At 28.1% G+C, this 21863-nt stretch carries 17 protein-coding genes; 11 read left to right on the top strand and 6 right to left on the bottom strand.

Features of this window, described 5'->3' with window-relative positions; translation table 11 throughout:
• Positions 1–35 precede the first annotated feature (35 nt).
• Positions 36–2528, bottom strand: coding sequence for a winged helix-turn-helix domain-containing protein (locus JFY71_RS01305; protein ID WP_243661249.1), 2493 nt, complete (start codon positions 2526–2528; stop codon positions 36–38).
• A 401-nt stretch (positions 2529–2929) separates the two neighbouring features.
• Here JFY71_RS01305 and JFY71_RS01300 point away from each other — a divergent pair, with 401 nt between their 5' ends.
• Entirely contained in the window at positions 2930–5335 is a 2406-nt protein-coding gene (locus tag JFY71_RS01300) for a Spy0128 family protein (protein WP_243661248.1), read from the top strand.
• A 259-nt stretch (positions 5336–5594) separates the two neighbouring features.
• On the opposite strand, the gene JFY71_RS01295 is transcribed toward JFY71_RS01300, so the two are convergent.
• Positions 5595–6755 carry an IS110 family RNA-guided transposase gene (locus tag JFY71_RS01295; protein ID WP_243661247.1) on the bottom strand — a complete coding sequence of 387 codons (1161 nt, stop codon included), beginning with the start codon at positions 6753–6755 and terminating at the stop codon, positions 5595–5597.
• 246 nt (positions 6756–7001) lie between these two features.
• On the opposite strand from JFY71_RS01295, the gene JFY71_RS01290 reads away from it, so the two are divergent.
• Both JFY71_RS01290 and JFY71_RS01285 read left to right on the top strand, forming a co-directional pair.
• Positions 7002–9161, top strand: a complete 2160-nt coding sequence (locus JFY71_RS01290) for a Spy0128 family protein (RefSeq protein ID WP_243661246.1) — start codon at positions 7002–7004, stop codon at positions 9159–9161.
• Between the two features lie 164 nt (positions 9162–9325).
• Positions 9326–10213 (top strand): selenium metabolism-associated LysR family transcriptional regulator, encoded by an 888-nt coding sequence (locus tag JFY71_RS01285; RefSeq protein ID WP_243661245.1) that lies wholly within the window; start codon positions 9326–9328, stop codon positions 10211–10213.
• A gap of 52 nt (positions 10214–10265) precedes the next feature.
• Here JFY71_RS01285 and JFY71_RS01280 read toward each other — a convergent pair whose 3' ends face one another.
• The 4 genes from JFY71_RS01280 to JFY71_RS01265 form a co-directional block, all read right to left on the bottom strand.
• Complete coding sequence (locus JFY71_RS01280; RefSeq protein ID WP_243661244.1) at positions 10266–10769, bottom strand: hypothetical protein; 504 nt, start codon at positions 10767–10769, stop codon at positions 10266–10268.
• Between the two features lie 142 nt (positions 10770–10911).
• Entirely contained in the window at positions 10912–12717 is a 1806-nt protein-coding gene (locus tag JFY71_RS01275; RefSeq protein WP_243661243.1) for a cell wall-binding repeat-containing protein, read from the bottom strand.
• Positions 12718–12796: 79 nt separating this feature from the next.
• Positions 12797–13552: an esterase family protein gene (locus JFY71_RS01270; RefSeq protein WP_243661242.1), complete on the bottom strand. Its 756-nt coding sequence runs from the start codon at positions 13550–13552 to the stop codon at positions 12797–12799.
• A gap of 1 nt (position 13553) precedes the next feature.
• Complete coding sequence (locus JFY71_RS01265) at positions 13554–14717, bottom strand: ATP-grasp domain-containing protein (protein ID WP_243661241.1); 1164 nt, start codon at positions 14715–14717, stop codon at positions 13554–13556.
• A 198-nt stretch (positions 14718–14915) separates the two neighbouring features.
• Between JFY71_RS01265 and JFY71_RS01260 the strand changes: the two genes are divergently transcribed.
• The 8 genes from JFY71_RS01260 to JFY71_RS01225 all read left to right on the top strand — a co-directional run bounded on the left by JFY71_RS01260 (position 14916) and on the right by JFY71_RS01225 (position 21852).
• The gene (locus JFY71_RS01260) at positions 14916–15230 is read left to right on the top strand and encodes a PadR family transcriptional regulator (protein ID WP_243661240.1); all 315 of its coding nucleotides are present in this window, start codon (positions 14916–14918) and stop codon (positions 15228–15230) included.
• Positions 15230–16312 carry a DUF4097 family beta strand repeat-containing protein gene (locus tag JFY71_RS01255; RefSeq protein WP_243661239.1) on the top strand — a complete coding sequence of 361 codons (1083 nt, stop codon included), beginning with the start codon at positions 15230–15232 and terminating at the stop codon, positions 16310–16312. Before JFY71_RS01260 ends, JFY71_RS01255 begins: the two co-directional genes overlap by 1 nt.
• A gap of 65 nt (positions 16313–16377) precedes the next feature.
• Complete coding sequence (locus tag JFY71_RS01250) at positions 16378–17784, top strand: aldehyde dehydrogenase family protein (RefSeq protein WP_243661238.1); 1407 nt, start codon at positions 16378–16380, stop codon at positions 17782–17784.
• A 60-nt stretch (positions 17785–17844) separates the two neighbouring features.
• The gene (locus JFY71_RS01245) at positions 17845–18225 is read left to right on the top strand and encodes a hypothetical protein (RefSeq protein WP_243661237.1); all 381 of its coding nucleotides are present in this window, start codon (positions 17845–17847) and stop codon (positions 18223–18225) included.
• Between the two features lie 102 nt (positions 18226–18327).
• On the top strand, positions 18328–18951 hold the full coding sequence (locus JFY71_RS01240) for a TetR/AcrR family transcriptional regulator (RefSeq protein WP_243661236.1): 624 nt from the start codon (positions 18328–18330) through the stop codon (positions 18949–18951).
• Between the two features lie 243 nt (positions 18952–19194).
• Entirely contained in the window at positions 19195–19920 is a 726-nt protein-coding gene (locus tag JFY71_RS01235) for an ABC transporter ATP-binding protein (RefSeq protein ID WP_243661235.1), read from the top strand.
• Positions 19907–20602 (top strand): hypothetical protein, encoded by a 696-nt coding sequence (locus tag JFY71_RS01230; protein WP_243661234.1) that lies wholly within the window; start codon positions 19907–19909, stop codon positions 20600–20602. Before JFY71_RS01235 ends, JFY71_RS01230 begins: the two co-directional genes overlap by 14 nt.
• Complete coding sequence (locus JFY71_RS01225) at positions 20602–21852, top strand: MFS transporter (protein ID WP_243661233.1); 1251 nt, start codon at positions 20602–20604, stop codon at positions 21850–21852. The genes JFY71_RS01230 and JFY71_RS01225 overlap by 1 nt, the downstream gene beginning before the upstream one ends.
• Positions 21853–21863: the final 11 nt, after the last annotated feature.

The following is a 21863-nucleotide window of genomic DNA, read 5'->3' as shown; positions in this document are numbered from 1 at the left end:
ATAACTCTCTTAGGGTTATTGCTATTTTTGTGCTATTATTTCAGGAATCCAAGCATCTTACCTTTTTCTATGGCATCTTGAGCATTTTGAACATTTAAGGTTTTATATAAAAGTCCAATGTGATTTTTAATTGTACCAAATGTAAGGCCTGTTTTTTTAGCTATTTCTGCATAGGTTAAATCTTCATTTAATAATTCTAGTATCATTTGTCTTCTAGGTGATAATTTATCAACTTTTCCTAAAATAGTACTATCATATTCATTACTAATATTATTAATTATTGTTTCAACATATTCAACTTGACCTTTCTTAATTTTATTTTGATTAATTAATCCTAGTAAAATAGGGTAAGTATGAATTCCATATTTGATAAATTGTCTTGTAAAATTATAAGGATATGAAATATTCAAGGCTCTTTTTAAGTGAATATAGGACTCCTCGATTAGATGTTTTTCATAATAGGATATACTTAAGAGTATATTACTTTCAATTTGATCAAGCGGTCTATTATAATTCTTTGCGAATAAATTCAGTTTTTTTCCAAATTCTATAGCTTTATCATACTCTTCCAATGCTATATAACTATATACAATTGTATAATATAGACCTAATTTACAAAAAGAAAGATTTTTTGTTTTAGGTATATAATTAATATCTAACCAATTTTTTATATTTTCTAAATTACCTTGATTGATTTCTCTGAAAATTACCATTGCTTTTAAGTTAGAATATAAGTTATTTGCAGGCCATTTTTTTATATAATTTTCTAGGAAATTATATATTTTTGATATTTGTTTTTCTGCCCCTAAAGGTTTTAGTGTACTTATTAATATCATTGAAGCACAGAAAACAGTTTCATAGTTAGTGTTTTCTGTAATATTACCATAGGCATCTAAGGCATATTTAGCTGCTATTAAAATATTATTTCTTTCATAATATATTCCGGCTTTTAAACAAGATTCTAATATATGAGCATCAGATTCAACTAAAATGCCAAAGGAGCTCATTATTATATTAATATCTTCATTATTAAGGTCATAAAATTCACTATAATCTCTCATTGAACGATGGAAATATGGTAGATTATGAGTTATAGAAACAACGGATATTTCATTATTACCCAACTGAAAATCAAAATTATTAATAAGATTAACAACTTTTAAAGCAAAATCTTTTAAGGACATATTGTAGTACAGGCTAACTAAAAAAATAATGGTTTGAATATGCTCGGGAGTTTCTTCTATTATCTTAGGAATTATATTAATAATAGCTTGTATCCCTTCATTAAAAAGTTTACTATTTCCACATAAAAATCCATACCAAGTTTTTTCAAAAAGCAGATAATAGTTGTTAATAATATCATCTTCGGATAATGGAAGAATTTCTTTTTCTATAAATTTCATATATTTTTCTATTGGAATATGATTTTCGTATTTGCTACCTTCTATTAAAGAGTTAATTGCACTATGAAAGTCCCTATTTTCTAAATATAATTTTGCTGCAGAAAGATAATCTTCTTGTTCAAAGTAAATTTCTGCTGAAATTTTCTTTATCTTATACAATATTTCATTATTAAGTATAGCTGTTGATTTTTTTACTAAATAATCTATAAATAAGTCATGTATTGTATAGGTATTATTATCAATTTTTAATAAAAAAATATTTTCTTTATGTAATTTATACAATATTTTTTTTGCATTAACATTACCGGTTAAACGGACTGCAAGTTCTGGTGTAATTTCATCTATGAAAATTAAATGTAAAACAAAATTAAGAATTTCCAAGTTCCAAGATTGATGAATTATTTCATCAATATAATTATCCAGATCTTTATATGTTAATATGGCATTATTTATTAAATCCTCATCTCCAATTAATAAGGCTTTAATTGTAAGGGCCTGTCCTTTAGTTAGTTTGGCAATTTTATTTATTCCTTCATAGTCAAAGTGTTTATTTTCATTTATACATAATTCATTAATTTCATCGTTTGAAAAAGTTAGGTCATTTGAAGATAGGGTTAAAACGTTATCATCTAAATTAGGAATGGTTACTCTACCTATTAAGCCAATAATTATAGAACTATTATTTAAACTTTTAAGTATTAAGGAAAGTGTATTCAGTATTTCTTCATCGGCCTTATGTAAATCATCAACAATAATGAAATAGTTTGCTGTTGTGTTAGGAAGCAATTGAAGTATTTCCAAAACTTCTCCAAGGGAATAATTCCCCTTGTAAGAAAGTAGAAGTTCTTTAAATTTTTGATTTTGTAATATTTTTGATAGAGCATTTAAGAAAACTTTTAAAAAAGAAGATATATCATTATTTTTTTTGTTTATTGTAATCCAAGCTTTCTTACCTTTTGTTTCACTTAAAAATTGTATAGCTAGGATGGTTTTTCCATAGCCTCCAGGTGCTATAATTGCAAAATTATTTTTAGTTTTATTGATTTTTTTTAACTTATTTATAGAGTTACTTCTTCGAATCCAATCTTTTTGTGCTTCAGGAACTTTATAGATATTTCTAGCCATAATACTCTCCTTATAATTTTAAAAAAGAAAAATAATATTATTATAATAAATTTAATAGAAACAAATATATATGTGAAATATATTTAATAAATAAAAACAACTATTATGCATATATTATAACAATAAAATGTTGAAATTCCAATATTTAAAACTAAAAACATTATGCCAGGCATAGCTACCATAAAATTGACAATAGTAACTTGAGATAATAATATGAAATTAATAGATAAAGGCTAAATTTGAACGTTTATTAGTATATATTTTGGTGGAAAAAGAGTGGTTATAAGTTTGAAAATAAAGGACAGCTGACGTAGATGGTAGGAAAACGATAACAAACATAAGAGTTAAAAAAACTAGTAAAATTGATAAAAGGTTTTTAATCAGAAGGGAAGGTCAATATTATGAGAAAGAAACATAAAAAATTATCGTTATTTTTAGTTATTATAATGATGATAAATATTTTTATTCCTTTTAGTAACATAAGAGCTGATAATAATATTGGGGAAAATGTTACTGACAAAATAACACTTGAGAAGACTATATTGTATTTATTACAGGATGGTAATAAAATACCAATTATTGATGAAAATGGAAATAAAGTTGAACCACAACCGGAAATAAAAAATGGAGATACTATAAAGATAAGATTCGAATGGTCAGTTTCTAAAGAGAATCTAAAAGATATAAAAAATGAAGATTATTTTACAATCGATTTACCAGATTCTAATTTTGTAGATATGAAAATAGATGAGCCACAGGATTTAATTTGTGATGGTGAGTTTAAAATAGGAACTTTTATAATTAAAGATGGAAAAATAATAACGACATTTAATGAAGAAGTAGAGAAAAAAATAGAGTTAAAAAATGGTTATTTTGAAATAGAAGGTTATTTAATTAGTGATGGGGATCTTATTATTTCTACTGAAGAAGGAGAAATTACTATAAAGGTAGATCCAAAGACAGATCCACCGGGGCCGGGACATGGCGATGGAAAGAATCCAATTAGTGAAGATAAACTCAAATTTACAAAAGATGGAAGACAATATCAAGGTAAAAATAAATTAAATTGGCACATTAATATAAATTACGATCAACTTGCAAATATGATTGCCAGTAAAAAAATTACAAATAAATATAATATGATTTTTGAAGATGAAATAACGGATGGACTGGAAATAGATGAGAAAAGTTTTAATATTTCTACACCGTTATTTGTACCAACTCCGGAAAAAACAATGAGCGATACTTCTATAACTTACAGAACAGTAAAAACCGGAGAAATTCTTAGACCAAATCCTGAGGAAAAATATGAGGATTTTTACAATCGAATAAAGGGAACAAGTACTCCTGTAATAGGAATATTTGATAAAACTATATTAATAGGATTTGGTAGTTTAACAGACGAAGAACCCGGTAATGGCATTACTTATGATGGATTAATGGATGAGGGAGAGAGTCTAAATAATATAATTGACACTGCATCTGATTTAATTAGTCAGGAACAAAAAGACTATATGAAGATTGTTTATAGTAAAGAAGGTATATCAAAAGGTCAAGTTCTTGCCTATGATATTTCTTTTGACACTATTGTCACAGATAAAGCTACAGATAAAAAATATGTAAATAAAGCAACAATTAGATGGAATGAAAAAGATGAAGATTCATCAGAGTGGGAAATTGAATTTAAAAAAGCAGAATCCGGAGTAGAATCTGTAGATCCGGGAGAATTACGTATTAAAAAATTAGATAATGAAAATAATACAATTTCCGGAGTTGTTTTTAAAATACAAAAACAGAATGAGGAAGGGAAATATATAGATTATGAACCTTTAGATAACGGTGAATTAGAAAGAACTACCAATGAAGAAGGTATTGTAGAATTTAAAAAACTGGAACCGGGACAATATAAAATAATAGAAGTAAAATCTCCTCCGGGATATGGTAAGGCTAAATACATTCCTAGTGAATTCTTTGAAATAAGAAAAGATGATAAAGTAGGGGTTTACGTGGAAGTAGTAAATCCTATTATAAAACCGGCAAAAGTATCAATAAAAGGAAGTAAAGAATTAACCGGAAGAGACTTAGAGAATAATGAATTTAGCTTTGTACTAGTTAATGATGAGAACGATGAAGAACGTTACACAGGGAAAAATACAGGCACGTCCTTTAGTATAACAGGCATAAAGATACCAAAAGCCGGAGAATATACTTATACCCTAACAGAAGAAAAGGGAAGGGATCCAGATATTAACTATGACGAAATCATATACAAGGTAAAGATAACTGCAAGCATAAATGAAGAAACAAACGAACTAGAAACAAAAATTGAGTATCTGAATGAAAATGGAGAAGCTATAGAAGGTTTGCCAGTCTTTAATAACACCTATATAGAACCGCAACCAATAGAAGTCGAAATAGTCATCGAAAAAGAATTAAGAGGAAGAAAGTTAAAAGCTAACCAATTTTCATTTGTATTAGAAGGTATTGAAAATACAAAAGATGTAAGGTTAATCACAAGAAATGATGAATATGGATTTGGATCTTTTGAGAAATTAGAATTTAAAGAAGAAGGGGTTTATAAATATAAGATATTTGAGAGAAAAGGAAAAGATTCAAAAATCAAATATGATGATGTTATTTATGAACTAGAAGTTAAAGTAGAATTAAACAGCGATAATAAATTGGTAGCAAAAATATGCCTAAATGGATCTGAAACAACTAGTCCAGTTAAGGTTAAATTTACTAATTTCTATGGTAGTACCACAATAGAAGGAAACAAAAAAGTCGAGAACATTAAAGTAGAGTAAAATTTAGGAAGATAATGGTAATCACATATGTGAAAGATCCGAGGTAATTACAGTTAAATTATTAGCGAATGGAAAGAATTGATTTGTAATAATAAATAGTTGGAACTTTAAATAAGTTAGATGGTCATTTGGCCGTCTAACTTATAAGATAAGACTAACTATATGAAGTCAAGTAAAAAAGATAAATAACGCAGACAATTAAATATGTAAAAACAGGCACACAAAAAACCAGTTATCAACAATAGAAATTATTAAAATACTATTGTGGAACAAACTCTAAATCGTTAATTAACAAATGGTGGAGAACTCTAATAAGTTTTTTAGCAACATGAGTAATAGCAACATTATGACACTTACCTTCACTGCGTTTCTTTTTGTAATAGTTTTTAAAGTTGTTATCTCTCATAGAAATTAGCCTAGCAGCTTGTAATAAAGCCCATCTTAAGTAAGGTGAACCTCGCTTTACCATAGAAACATTACTGGCTCTAAAATTACCTGACTGGTAAGTAGAAGGATCAAGCCCTGCAAAAGCTACAAGCTTTGAAGAAGAAGAAAATCTATGGATATCACCTATCTCCGATAAGATAATAGAACCTAGATTATATGAAATACCAGGTATAGTCAAAATAGGACTTTGAATATCCTCCATAATTGATTTTATCTCATTATCAAGTAATATAAGCTCCTCTTCGATATCATTGATTAGACGGATAGTTTGCTTAAGTTCAAAACTTAAAGCTCTACTATCAGAACCGATAGAGTTTTTAGCAGAGTTTTTGATATCAATTGCTTTAGCCTTGGAATACTTGTCCTTAGAATTTTTCTTAAGGATATTAGTAAACTTAGTAAGGTGAGCATCAGCTATTAATTTAAGAGATGGAAACTCATAAAGAATAGCCATAGTAGATTTTTGATTAATAGAATACAGACAATCAGTAATCTCAGGAAACATAATTTCAACAAGGCGGTTTAAAGAAACCTTTAGCTTAGAAGATTGTTCCCTAAGACGTTTTCTATGTCTAGTTAATGACTTTAACTCCAAAATCTGATAATCTAGATTAGAGTGGGGTTTTAAGTCAGGATTACTTAGCATAGAAGCAATACACTTAGCATCAACCTTATCGGTTTTAGTCTTTCTAAGCGTTAGAGCTTTTCTGAAAAGACTAGTTTGAAGCGGATTGAGGATAATGGGTGGGTAACCATTGCTGTTAAGAAAATTAGCGATATTAATGCTATAATGTCCAGTGGCTTCAAGCCCCACTTTTACAATTTCATCAGTAGAAGGAATAGAATCAATTAGATACTTAAAACCTTCAATAGAATTAGGAATAGTAAAAACATCCTTGATAACAGTACCATCAGAATGAGCAATAAAACAATCATGCTTATTTTTAGAAACATCGATACCAACACATATCATAAAAAAATCACCTCAATTAAAATTTGTTGTGTTTTCCACATAGGCTATGTTGTGTATCCTTGTCCTAGATAAAACGTCTAGCGTTATCTAACTAATAAACAATAAAACATAGATATGTGGTTGGAGACTTAATTAAATAGTCGAACTATAGGAGTAAAAACCAATCCACAACATTATGTTTATTATATAAAAACATAGAAAACAATGAGCTATAGTTGACTTAGTTCATTATACAAGGAGTTAATTATGAAAAACAAAAAGAGAATCTTAAGTATAATATTAACATTTGCATTGGTATTGTCTTCAACAATTATACCTTATTTATCTTTTGCAGAAGAACAAGAAGTAGTGGAATCAGGACCGACAATAGTTGTAACTGCTGAACAATTGCCGGAAGAGGTTGGAGAAACTATATTTAAGGAAACAGTTAAGGATAATAAGATATTAGAAAATGAAAAAGAGAGCTCTCAAGACACCATTGAAAATTTAAAAGAAGTAGAAGATACTGAAGAATTGAATTTACCAGAAGACACTCACAGTGAAAATAAAGAAGACATAGATGAAGAAAACGATATACTAGAAGAAAAAGATATACTAGAAGAACCGAATAGGATTGATATTGCAGAAGAAAATGAATCAAAAGTAATAGAAGAAAAAAAGCCGAATACTATACCTAAAAACGAATTAAAGGCAAAAAAGAATCTTACAGAAAAAAATAGTACTAAAGAAAATGAAGAAGAATCAAAAGATGATAAAGCTTCAAAAAACAAAGAAGATGTAACAGATTTTAAATGTACAGATACTATAGTTAAAGATAAAGACGATAATATATTCAGAAAAATTAAAGAAGGGGACTTTTTTGTTGAAATTCAAGAAGCTATTAAAGACGCAACTGGAAATATTTTAGGTTGGATAGAAGGAATAATAAAAGGTGATAATGGGCAAGAAGATTTTGATGAAGATATTTGGAAATCGGATTTAGATATAGAAGAAAAAATTGTAGCCATTGTTCCTGAATTAGATGCTAACGGAAAGGAAGTGGAAGGTTCTGGAGAGTGGAAAGTTGATTTGCATCCAGATACAGATGGAACTACATATTATAAAATAGTAGAATCTAAAAAATATCAAGAAAGAGAAATTTTAGAGGAAATAAAGGACAAAGATGGTAATGTAATTAATTATAAAGAAGGGCGATTAATTTACTTAGACGAAAACGGTAAGGAAACTTTTGAAGCTACGAGAATGGAGTTAGAAGATCCTAATGACGATGATTCTCAAATGATAGAAGTTCAAAATGCTCCAAAGCTTAGTGATAAATCATTACATGGAGTTACCTATGACGAAACTATATATTATTTAAAATATGAAGGTGGAGAACTTATAGAAGCAAGAATAGTGATACCAGGAAAAGACGAAGATCCTTTTAAAGGTTTGGAAAGTTATAGTAAGGAAGAAGTAAAAGCAATAACGGATGGTTCTAATATACCATTAGACGATGATAAGTTACCTATAGATTTTTTTACTGAATACCTAAAAGGACAAGGAATAGAGGGGGTAAATGAAAATAAACTTGACGACTTAGAGGAATATAAAGAGTCTAAATTAATTTTCAAAAACAAATTTACTCTACCAACAGGAGAAGCACAAATTGGTGGAAATAAGAAACTTACAGGAAAAGATTTAGAAGAAGAGGAATTTGAATTTGCTTTAACAGACAAATATGGTAACATATTAAAGGACAAGGATGGAAATGAATTAAAAGTTTCAAATGATGAAAATGGAAACTTTATTTTTGATATTCCAGTAGATCATGAAGGAGAATTTGAGTTTTATTTAGGAGAAGTAAAAGGGAACAATTCAAGTATAATTTATGACAATATAGTTTATAAAGTTGCTATAAAAGTGTGTTTTGATAGACTAACCAATACATTAATATCTGAAGTGGTATATATGGATGAAGATGGAAATGAATTACAATTAAATGAACTGCCTACATTTAAAAATAAATATGAAGAGCCAACAGAACCAACAGAGCCAACAGAACCAACAGAACCAACAGAACCAACAGAACCAACAGAACCAACAGAACCAACAGAACCAACAGAACCAACAGAACCAACAGAACCAACAGAACCAACAGAACCAACAAAACCAACAGAACCAACAGAACCAACAGAACCAACAAAACCAACAGAACCAACAGAACCAACAGAACCAACAGAACCAACAGAACCAACAAAACCAACAATTCCGACCGAACCAACAATTTCAACAAGAGAAATAGAAGAAAAGAAAAGGGGTAAGGATTTACCAAGAACAGGAATGGCAGGAACATTTGGAATATCGATTATTGGTTTAGGATTAGTAATTGGTGGAATAAGTCAATTTAAGAAAAAAGATGATTAATAGATAAAATATATGATTTATTTTTAAAAAACATCAATAAAAAATGGTTTAAGTATCCTAACACTTGAGCCATTTTTTAGTTAAAATTTTCAATGTTTCTATTCTATAAAAACGTTTTAATGATATAATATAAATGATAAAATTTAAAAAGTAAAGGAGATGTTATGGAGTTTCGACAGTTAGAAATCTTTGTTTCTCTTGTTGAAAATGAAAGTTTTTCATTGACTGCAGTAGAAATGAACATTTCACAACCAACAGTTAGCTTACAGCTAAAACAATTGGAGGAAGAGTTGGACACTGCACTTTTTATACGTTCAACGAGGGAATTGAAATTGACGGATACTGGACAAAAATTATATGAAGAAGCTAAGGAATTAATTTCTCGTAGAGACAGAGTAATTGATAGATTTAGCGAAAGAAAGCAAAAGAAACTTGCTATTGGTGTATCTACCATTTCAGGTTCTTATATCTTGCCGAATATTCTTAAAGAATATTGTAGCAAATTTCCTAATATTTTAATTGATGTAAAGGAAACCAATAGTGCAGTAACTATTAAGAAAGTTTCAGATTACCAAGTTGATTTTGGTATTGTAGGCATGAAGAAGGAAAACGAAAATTGTGAGTTTTATCCAATTTACGAAGATGAATTTGTATACATATGTCCAAACACAGAGTATTATAGAAAATTAAAAGAATCCAATCCCAGTATTTCACAGCTAGCAAAAGAACCTTTGATTATTAGAGAATATGGTTCAGGTATAAAAAATAATATGGATAGGCTTTTGGCTACAGAAAATATTAATGTAGACAAATTAAATATTGTAATTTCAATTAATGATGAAGAAATTATAAAAAAACTTGTATCTTTAGGTTTAGGAACGTCGTTTATTTCAAAAGTAGCAGTGGAATCTTTAGAGAAAAAGGGAGATTTAATAACTATTCCTTTAACAAACTATCCAGAAAGATTCCGTTCCCTTTATGCCGTATGGAATAAGAAGGTTAATTTAGCTAGTCATGTAAAAGATTTTTTAAATATTGTCATAAAGAAATAAAGCACAAAACACCTTTAATTATGGTAACTAGGGTGACCAAAATAAAGGTGTTTTATATATCCATGACTATATGATTTAGCTCTTTATCATCGGTATTTAAGATAAATAATTCAAAGCCTAAATGTTGCCTATGAAGTATTGTATTATCAATGTTTTCTCTATTTTTATTCTTATCAATAAAATAGTAATAGCCCTTTACATAGGGAGGTATATTTATATATCCTTTAAATTTACTACTATCTTCAGCGTTAGCAGAAGATGATAAAATATAGTCTTCAAGTAATACTTTTAAATTTTTTGTTAGGGGAAGTTTTTTCCAATTATTGTAGGTGTGCATTGTTTCAATAAATTCATTTAATACTTCTGAATCAAATTCATATTTCTCATATTTCATTCCTAAACCTTTAATTTCACCGTATGTGTTAAATTCTAGGGTTTTATATTCAGAGTATTTTTTTAAATTAATTTGTAATTGTTTGTTTTTATCTTTTTTATTATATTTCAAGTATATGGTATATATAATTACGACTATTAAGATAAATATTACTAATTTCATAAATTACCTCTTTTCTTTATATCTATCTATTATTATATTCTAACATTAAGATCAATATTTTTTGTTACAAATAGGAAACAACAATTCTACAAAATGTCTAAGATGTTCTCTTGGTAAAATAAAAATAGCCTTTTTAGGCTATTTAAGATTCCTCTTCTATTGTTACACATGACACTTTTTCTTGCAATTTATCAGAAATCCATTTTTCACTACCAATGGTTACTGCTTCATGTAGTCCAATGCTTTTTAAGTATTCCTTAGTTTCTAAGTCTAGATTATCATTTTGTGGCATTAAAAGTATTGGAAACTGAGTTAATCCGGCATAAGGACCAGCTACTATTCCATCTGCATAATTTTTACCACTAACTAGTATAACTGCATGATGATTGTAGTTAATTAGTTTTGTAACTTCTAATGAGGTTTTATATCTATTGGAACCACTAATTCTAGTAATTTTTTTATTGTTGAAGTTTTTTTCTATATCATTTGAAATAGAATTTTCGCCACCAACAATGTAAATATCTGAAATATTATTTGCATTAACAAATTCCACAGCTGATTTTTCTATTTTTTCCGGACTAGCTAAAATTATCGGAGTATTAAATCTGTTAGCAACAGTTGTAGAGGATAAGGCATCGGGAAAATCAAAGCCATTGGCAAAAGTTATAGCTTTTTTATCTCCAGTTATATTATAGATTTCTTCTGCAATATTTAGTGATGTTTCTATTCTGTCAGAACCGGTAATTCTAGTTGTTATTATGCCAATATTAGAAACTTGTTCTTCTATATTGTTGGATATTGTATTTTCCGCTCCTATTATATATGCTTTTTTAACAGCTAAAGATTTTAACAAGGAAATATCTTCATTACTAATATTATCTTTTCTAGTTAATATTAGTGGGGAATCTGTAGCAGTAGCAAGGGGAGACGCACTTAAAGCATCAGGATAGGAATAGCCATTAACTATTACAGCATAATCGGATTGTAGGAATTTACTAGCAACTAATCTTGAGGTTTCAAATCTGTCCTTTCCTCTAAGTCTAAAAGTGTCACACCAACTTATAAATAAATTAGTATCTTTTTTTACAGGTTGGGAAAAGTCCATGGGAATGCTATGACTTCTATTGTCATAAAACCATCCACCAAATTTTTTGTTATAAACTCCTGCAGATGGACCGGAAGAAATTTCTATTTTTTCATAAATAGGTTCTTCAGGTGGAGTAGCTAAATCTCCATAGTCAAGGGTCTGGGAAGGAACATCAATACCTTTGATTCTAGTATTATATGTAATTGTTACTTTACTTCCTGGGGATTTTTCATTATTTAATTCTAGTTTACCTATTGTCTTTAAAATATATTTGCTAATATTTCCATAAATATCCTTTACTTTAAACAAGTAAACCCTTTCACTGGTTTCATCTGTAATTATGTCGAAATAATTTATTTTTTCTAGGGTTCTACCATCATTTTTAAAAGAATTTTTATCTATTCTATCATATAATCCAATAGCTGTTTTATCTTCAATTAAATCGTAATATAAATCTAAACTTACTTCCATTTCCTTTATTTTTAGGTAATTAAAATTAATTAGTGGACCACCGGTATTTCCATATATTTTGAAATATGCACAGTCAACAAAATTACCATTTTTATAAAATCTATTTATAAAAGCTTGACCTAATTCTGTTGTAAAAACCCTTCCCTTTCTTTCTTGGCTTTTATAACCACTTTTATTTAAAGATTCTTGTTGAGAAGGATTTAATTTTAATCTACCTCTATAGTTTGTTTGTTCAATAGTAGTACTTTCAGTGTATCTACCATATACATCATCATCTATTTTTGTATATATAACATCTGTTAAACCACTAGCTTTTGAAATACTAGCAGATATGAAAATTAAATTAATTAATATAATAGAAAATGACAAAAAATATTTCTTTATTTTCACTTTTAACCTCCTTTTAAACAATGTATTTATTATATAATATAAATTATTATTAGCAAAATTTAATTAAGAAAAGCAAGGATTAATACAAATATCCTTGCTCTAATAATTTACCTAAATAATATGACATTTGGATTCTCCACCAAGGCCAGTCGTGGTCGACATCATAGCCCCAATAATCAATCCAAGCCGGTATTTGTTTAAAGTTAAAAGCCTCTTCCATTTTTTTTGTGTCTTTAATACTTTGCTCTTCCCATTGTCCCTGGCCTGTTACCATAATTATATTACTGTTTCTATATTTATCTATGAACCAAGGATCGTTTTGATTCCAAATATAATCTACTGGAGAATTTTCATAAACATTAAAATCATCATAATCTGAATCTATTATATACCTTATATCATAAACTCCACTTAAGGCTATTGTAGAATCAAATACGTCTGGATGTCTTAAAAGAAAATTCACAGCATGGTAAGCGCCCATACTACAACCGGTAGTCATATATGGTCCAGGATTATTAGTATAGCTTTTAATAAATCCTACTAATTCATGGATAATATACCTATCGTAAGCATTATGCATTTCTGCCTTATCATGTGGACTTTTCCAATCGCATAAAAATGCTTCTTTGTCTACCGAATCTGCAGCAAATACTTGTATATGGCCATTATCAATAAACCAAGCTATAGATTCTATCATTTTAAAATCTTCATATTCATAAAATTTTCCTCCAGATGAGGGAAATGCTATAATTACCTTTCCATTATGACCATATCTTTTAAATGGCATATCTCTATTTAAATGATGAGAATAAAAACTATGATATTCTATATTCATTTTAGCTCCTTTCAATTGATATCGCTTGAATTATTTCGGATAATTTATCTTTTTCAGGTGTTCTAATAATAAATCCGTAATTACCCATAATTGTAGAAAAAATTCCAGGTATAGATTGAATATCTACAATATAATCATAATATTTTTCAATAATATCATCAACTGAATTAAGATAGTTTCTGTCTTTTCTGCTTATATAGCAGCAGTAGTATGGTCTTGTAATCTTAGCTTCAAAAGTATTATGGGTTACTATATTAGCATATTCCTTGTAAACATCAATATCATTTGCATAATTAAACATATCTGTCGTACTTCCACCAGGTGGTCGACAATTTATTTCTAAAGCAATTAATTTTCCTGTATCTTTCTCTCTAAAAAACTCAATATGGAAAAATCTTTCAAATACATTAAAGGCTTTTATACAAAGTTCTCCATATTCAATTAGGTCTTCAGGTATTTCTCTAGGAATATAATAGTACATATCCGTATCAAATTCAGCAATTTCAAGAACTGCTTTATCATATAATAAAGTAGAATTAAATACAGTGTTACCATTTTGATCTGTTAAACCATCATAGGTAACAATATCACCATCAATGAATTCTTCCATTATATAATCCACATCATGTTTAACTGAATAAAAAGCCATTAATTCATCTTCATTATGGATTTTATGAGTGTCATTAGCACCAACTCCACAGTCCGGTTTTATACATACAGGATATCCTAATTCCTTTGCAAGTTTAATAGCATCTTCATGATCTGTAAAAACCCTACCTTTGGCAACTGGAATATTACACTCTTTAAATACTTTTTTCATTTCAGATTTTCTTTTTATTTTGTCCATATCCTTATTATGAAAACCAAAAACATTAAAATCTGTTCTAAGTTTAGCATCTAGTTCTAACCAATGTTCATTGTGGGATTCTATTCTGTCAATTTTGCCGTATTTGTGTGTAAAGTAACCACAGGCACGTAAAACTTCACCGTAATTTTCTAAATCATTTACCCTATAATATTCAGTGAGATTTGCTTTCAAATTTTCAGAAAGGTTGTTATATTGTTCGTCTGCTATGCCCAATACATTTACTCCATTTTCACGTAGACGAACTATAAAATTTTCAAAATTACTTGGGAAATGAGGGGAAATAAAAACAAAATTCATAATAACCTCCTTAGTAAGTTAATGTTTTAAAGTAAAAATAAATATTATTACTATTATACTATATATAGATTTTTTTACCTAATATTAATTTTATATTTATGAATATCTATAAATTAAAACTATTTAGCTATAGTTATTTAACAGGTATCTTGCATTATACAGTACCTTGTTTTATAATAGTGTTAAGGAGCTGGTAAAATGAATACCCAATTAAAGAAAGGTGTCCTTGAATTATGTGTACTGGCAATTATAAATAGAAAAGATTCTTATGGCTATGAAATAGTTGATTCCTTAACAGAATTTATAAAAATGTCGGAAGGAACTATTTATCCCATGCTTAGAAGATTATCAAAAGATGGATATGTAGCAACTTATTATAAAGAATCTCAAACAGGACCGCAAAGAAAATATTATAAAATTACAGAAACAGGCAAAGAATATCTTAAGAAATCCTATGAAGATTGGAATGAACTGGTTAATGGGGTTAAGATGATTTTAGAGGAGGAGAAATAATGAATGAAAAAGAATTTATGGAGCTTCTAGATTACTATTTTAGAAACGTAGATTCAGCTGTATATAGGGAAATAAAGTTAGATTATGAGGAACATTTTAGATCCGGAAAAGAAGAAGGCAAAACAGAAGAGGAAATTTCTCGCTCATTAGGAAGTCCTAGGGAAATATACGAAGGATTTAAAGAAGAAGGACTTTTTAATGAAAATAAAAAAGGAAATATTTTCGAAAATTTTAATGGAGAATTTTTTACCGATATAGCAGATAAGGTTGGTAATTTATTTTCAAAGAAAGAAAAAACTGTTTACGATTCTACAGATTTAATTATGGATAATGAAAAAATAGATACTCCTATCCATAGAATAGAAGTAAAAGTTGCTAATACAGATGTGTTTATTGAAAACCATAATGAAGATTATATTGAAGTAACCCATACTGCCATAGATGAAGAATATGATTTTACAATATTAAAAGAAGGAACAACATTAAAAGTTGGAACATATAATGCAAGTAAGTTCGATATTAATAAATATTTTTCTTTTGGAGTTAAAAGCCCTGTTAAAGAAATATATATAAAATTACCAATTGGAAATGAAGCAAACATAAGTGTTAGCTCTGAAAGTGGAGATGCTAAAATATATGTAAATAAAAATAATGTTAATTTTTTCTCTGCTAGTGGAGACCTTGATTTAGAAAGTTTAGGAAGTACTTTTAAAGGAAATTCCGCTTCAGGAGATATTCTTGTAAAAGGTGTTAAAAATAGTATTAATATTAATACTATGTCAGGAGATATTTCAATAGCAGCAGATACACCGGAAGTTAATATTGATACAGTGTCTGGGGATTTTAAATTCGACTTGGTAAATTCAAATAATTTTTCAGTCAATTCCGTTTCAGGAGATGTAAAGGGAAGAGTGGAAAATATGAATTACATTGTAGATATTTCAACAGTATCAGGGGATATTTTCATTAGAGATGAAAAGGGAATAAAAAACAATATAGGTAAGAGCTATAAGAATATAATAGGAAAATCCAGTAGTAAAATGACTGTAAAGACAGTATCTGGAGATATAAAAATACAATAAAAAGATTAATAAAGTTAGTACTCCCTTCTAAACGGATATAAATATATTAGAAGGGGGTATTTTTAATGGATTATAATAAACTATATATTAATGGTCAATTTGTAAAAGCTAATTCAAATGAATATATTGAAGTTGAGAATCCTTCAAATAGAAAAATTATAGGAAAAGTCCCAAGGGGAAATTCAGAAGATGTAAATAATGCAGTTAATGCAGCTTTTGAAGCATTTAAAACTTGGAAGAACACAAGTATCGAGGAAAGAATAGAAATTATTGAAAAGTTCAAAGAATATATAGAAAATAATTTAGAAAAAATTGCAAATATAATTACTGAAGAACAAGGTTCCCCTGTTAATTTTGCACAAAACAACCAAGTTCGGAATAATATAAATAGAATTAATGCCTATATTAATATTGCAAAAAATTTTAAATTTGAAGAGGAATTGGGAGTTGGCAGGGTAAGATATGAACCTGTAGGAGTAGTAGCTTGTTTAACGCCGTGGAATTTTCCTATGGGGCAAATTATTCAAAAGATAGTGCCAGCAATTCTTTCCGGCTGTACAGTTGTATTAAAGCCTAGTCAAATTGCTCCTTTAACATCCTACTATATAGTTGAGGGTTTACATGAAGCAGGTCTACCTAAAGGCGTTTTGAATTTAGTAACTGGAAAAGGAAGAGAAGTAGGGAATGTTTTAGCAGAACATAAACTTGTTAATAAAGTTTCCTTTACCGGTTCAACTGAAGGTGGTAAGGAAGTAGCCAAGACTGCCTTAAATACCGTAAAGAAAATAACCCTTGAATTAGGTGGAAAATCACCGGCTATATTTTTAGATAATAGTAATATAGAAATTGGTGTAAAAAGAATCTTCACATCTTTATTTGGAAATTGTGGTCAAACCTGCGTAGCATTTTCAAGGGCAATTGTAATTAAAGATGTTAAAGATGAGGTTATAGCAGAAATAATAAAACAGTACTCAAAATTAGTAGTAGGTAATCCTAAAGATATTAATACTAATGTAGGACCCTTAGTAAGTGAAAAACAGTTTAAGAAGGTAAAAAAATATATTGAACTTGGAATTGAAGAAGGGGCAAATATAATTTTAGGTGAAATTCCTAGAGAATATGAAAATGGATATTTTATAAAGCCTGTAATATTTGACAAGGTAAATAATAATATGACCATTGCAAGAGAGGAAATATTTGGTCCGGTTCTTTCAATAATTGAGGTTGAAAACATAGAAGAAGCCATTGAAATAGCCAATGATACTATTTATGGACTATCAGCTGGGGTATATGGTAAAGATGAAATAGCTCAAAAGGTAGCAAGGGAAATTAATTCCGGAGAAGTTTATATTAATAAAGATTCCTCCGATGCCTATTTACCTTTTGGAGGATATAAGCAGTCAGGACTGGGAAGGGAAGCAGGAATATTTGGTTTTAAGGAGTTTTTAGAAGTGAAGTCTTTAATTGGCTAGTTATAATAATTATTTAGGGTTATAATATAATAAATAAAAATTTTAGTTAGGATGGTTAATTTGAACAAAAAAACAAATATTGACAAATTGCTTTTTATTTATTTTATAACTTTGATTATTATTATAATAGTTTCCGGTAAATTATTAGGACAAGGATATGAAAAAGCATTTACTACTATTTTTTTCTATATTTTGTTACCAATAAGTGCTTTTCTTACTAATTTAATATCTAGTCTATTTGGTAGGATGATGAAATATTTATTTCTAATAATGTATCCTGTTGCCGGAATATTATTACCAATAGTGGTTTTTAAAGGAGTAGGATATGATTCTACTTCACTATATTATGGATTAATACCTGGTATAGCAGGTTTTATAATAGGAACATATTTAAAAATGAGAAGGAATATAAAAGTAAATAGGGAAAACAAAAATAAATAAGGAAATCCACATATATATGAATTCACATATATGTGGATTTTTTATTGACAAAAAATATTAATATAGTAGAATTAAGATACCGAAGTATGTTAGGTGATATTTATGAAGGAAAGAGATGCAGAAAGAACTAAATATAAAATATTAAGGGCGGCAGAAAAATTATTTCTGGAAAATGGATATGATGAAACTACTATTGCAGATATTGTTAGTGAAATTGGTATGACAAAAGGGGCAATATATCATCATTTTAAATCAAAGATGGATATTTTGTTAAATCTATTTGAAGATAGGGTGGGCAAAAAAATGGAGGAATTAAAGCCCGGTAAAAATGGTTTGGAAGATTTAAGGAATATGTTTAGACTATCCTTACAATCTCATAATATTCAAGCTATAATTTACTCTGCACAAGTTTCTTTAAAAAGTCCGGAGCTTGTAGGAAAAGAATTTTTTCATGTATTGGATTCTGCAGAAGAAGTTGAAAGAATAATCCGTAAAGGAATAGAAGATGGTTCAATAGAAACAAATTATCCAAGGGAAATAGCAGAAATTACACTTTTATATTTAAATATGCGTATTGGAATATTTCTTACAGAATTTACCAAGAAAGACTTTATGCGTAAAATGAATTTTTCAAGGGATATGTTGGAGAGTATGGGAGTTCCAATATTTACAGATGAAATAATTAAAGATGCAGAAAATCTTTACGATTTTATTAAAAAAAAATAGTTAAACTATTTTTTTTAATAATTAACATACCTAGGTATGTAACTAGGTCTTATATATTTTGAATTTGTAATTTTAATTGATTTTTTTAAATTATATGACTTAAAATCAAAGCTTGAGCAGAAAATATTTTTAATAAATTATTATTTTTTTTTGGAATCTAACATACCATAGTATCTTAAATCTTTAATTTACTTATATTTACTAATATAAACATACAAATGGAATTTAAGAAGGAGGCAGTAAATGAATGAAATTTTAAGTTGTAGAAATCTAGTTAAATCTTTTAAGAGTAATGAAGTTTTAAAAGATATAAACTTAACTTTAAGAAGAGGAGAAATATATGTCTTAGTAGGAAAAAACGGGGCAGGAAAGTCAACTCTTTTTAAAATACTAACGGGATTAATGAAGGCAACAATGGGGGAAATAGAACTTTTAGGTAAAAATATATTGGATTATAAAAATGAATATTTTAAGGAATTAGGATTAAATATTAATGAGCCTAAATTTTATGAACATTTAACAGCCAGGGAAAATTTAGAAATACATTGTGACTATATGAATTGCAGAAAGGATAAAATAAGATTTTCCTTGGAAAATGTCGGCTTATCTTATTCAAATAAGACAATAACTAAAAATTATTCGCTAGGAATGAAACAAAGACTTTCTCTAGCGAGAGCATTGATTCATGAACCTAAGTTATTAATCATAGATGAACCCTTAAATGGATTGGATCCTAAGGGAATTAAGGATTTAAGATATTTATTTAAGGAGATAAGAAAAAAAGGAGTAACTATTTTAATGTCCAGTCATATTTTGGCAGAAGTAGAAAAAATAGCAGATAGAGTAGGAATATTGAATAATGGGAATTTAATATTGGAAGACACAATAGAAAATTTATTAAGGGTAAATGGGGAAAAATTTGAAGATTATATTATAGAAAAAATGGAGAAAAATTATGAAGTATATTAACTTAGAATTACGAAAATATTCTTATAAACCCTATATAATGGCAAATATAGGTATATTTATTGCTACATTTTTACTTACAGCCTTACTTGTAGCTGTACAATATATGGAGGCTCCTTCTGCAGAGGAGACTTTGAGTAGTGGTTTAATATTAACCGTGATTATAACAATAGAAACAGTGTCCTATATTTGTTTAACTGCAGTTATGTATAGTAAATTTGTATTAGAATCATATAATTATGACAATGTTTTTTTAACCTTGGCCTATCCTGTAAATAGGGGGAAAATATTTTTTAGTAAGCTTATTTTAGTAAATTTATCTTCTATAATAGGTTTTTTAATATCGACAATATTAATTATAGTCTTATTTACCTTGTTTAATAATACATTTAATGTCATGATGGACAAGCTTTCAGTTGAAATATTATTATCTAAAACACCTATGATTATTTTATCCATTATTTTCATAATAAGTGGAGGGATAATTTCCTTATTAATAGGTTGGTTAAAAAAATCAACAGCCTTATTAATTGTTACATCGGTTATTATAGGCAGTATAGTTAGCAATTTATTAGGTACAGAATCAATAAATTTACTTTTTGTATTCGCACTTATAATTCTAATTTGTGGTTTAATATCTACAATAAGTATGTATAATAAGATTAAGAGTTTAGAGGTGGAATAATGAAATTATTAAATAAAAATTTTATATTTTTAGTAGGAAGTCAGTTGTTTTCGGTTTTTGGAACAGCTATTTCACAATTTGCAATATCCCTTTATGTTCTTGACAAAACCGGCTCTATGGGAATATTTAGCTTGGTTTTGTCCTTATCGATGATATCGAGAATTATATTCTTACCTTTTGGAGGGATTGTTGCTGATAGATTGCCAAAGAAAAAACTGATGATAGTTATGGATTTTAGTTATTTAATAATGGTATTGGCAATAGCAATCGGGGTTGTAAAGGGAAATACCATATTAATTATGGGAATAATTTCCATAATTTTAGGAGTAGTATCTTCTTTTGAGACTCCTGTTGTACAATCGGCAATTCCCTTAGTATGTAAAGAAGAACAAATACCTAAAGCCAATGGAATAATAAATTCGGTAGCCATGCTATCCAATATTTTAGCCCCTGTATTAGCAGGAATTATTTACAATTTTAATAAGGCCTATAATATATTTATTGTTAGTGGTCTATTCTTTTTAATAGCTGTAATTTGTGAAATATTTTTAACTATTAAACAAAAAGAAAGTAAAAAAACCGGTAGTTCTCCTGTAAATATAGTTGTTGAAGACACTAAGGAAACTCTTGTCTATTTAAAGGATAATATGCTTATAGTAAGAATTTGTCTTGTAACATTTTTACTAAATATGGTTATATCGTCATTTACAATTGTAGTTCTACCTTATACAGTAAGAGTAGGTTGGTCAATAGGAGATGAATTATATGGAGTAATGAATACCTTATTTGCTATTGGAGGACTTAGTGGAAGTATAGCAGTATCTACCCTACTATCAAAAATAAATGGAAATAATATTATAAAGATGTTGCTTATAAGTAGTTTTATATTTCTATTATTGGTAATACCATACTCAGGTATATATAATAATCTTACTTCTTTTTGGATTATGGTAGCACTAATAACTCTATTAGAAGGAATATTTACCATGGTTTCTATTCAATTGATTTCTTTTGTACAATTAATTACAGATAAGGAAATAATGGGACGAGTTATGTCCTTTATGATGATGATTTCAATGTTGGCAATGCCCTTAGGACAAATAGTTTATGGTATGCTAGGAAAACTTATAATAGGAAAATGGGCTGTTATAATAATTATGGTAATAGCTTTTATATCGATACTAATAACTATTTATTCTAGAAATATTTTCAAAGAAGTTAAAATTGTTACTGAAAAGAGTAAAATATAAATTTATGTAAA

Source organism: Miniphocaeibacter halophilus (assembly GCF_016458825.1).
Classification (GTDB): domain Bacteria; phylum Bacillota; class Clostridia; order Tissierellales; family Peptoniphilaceae; genus Miniphocaeibacter; species Miniphocaeibacter halophilus.
This window is presented reverse-complemented; position numbering and strand designations above follow the sequence as displayed.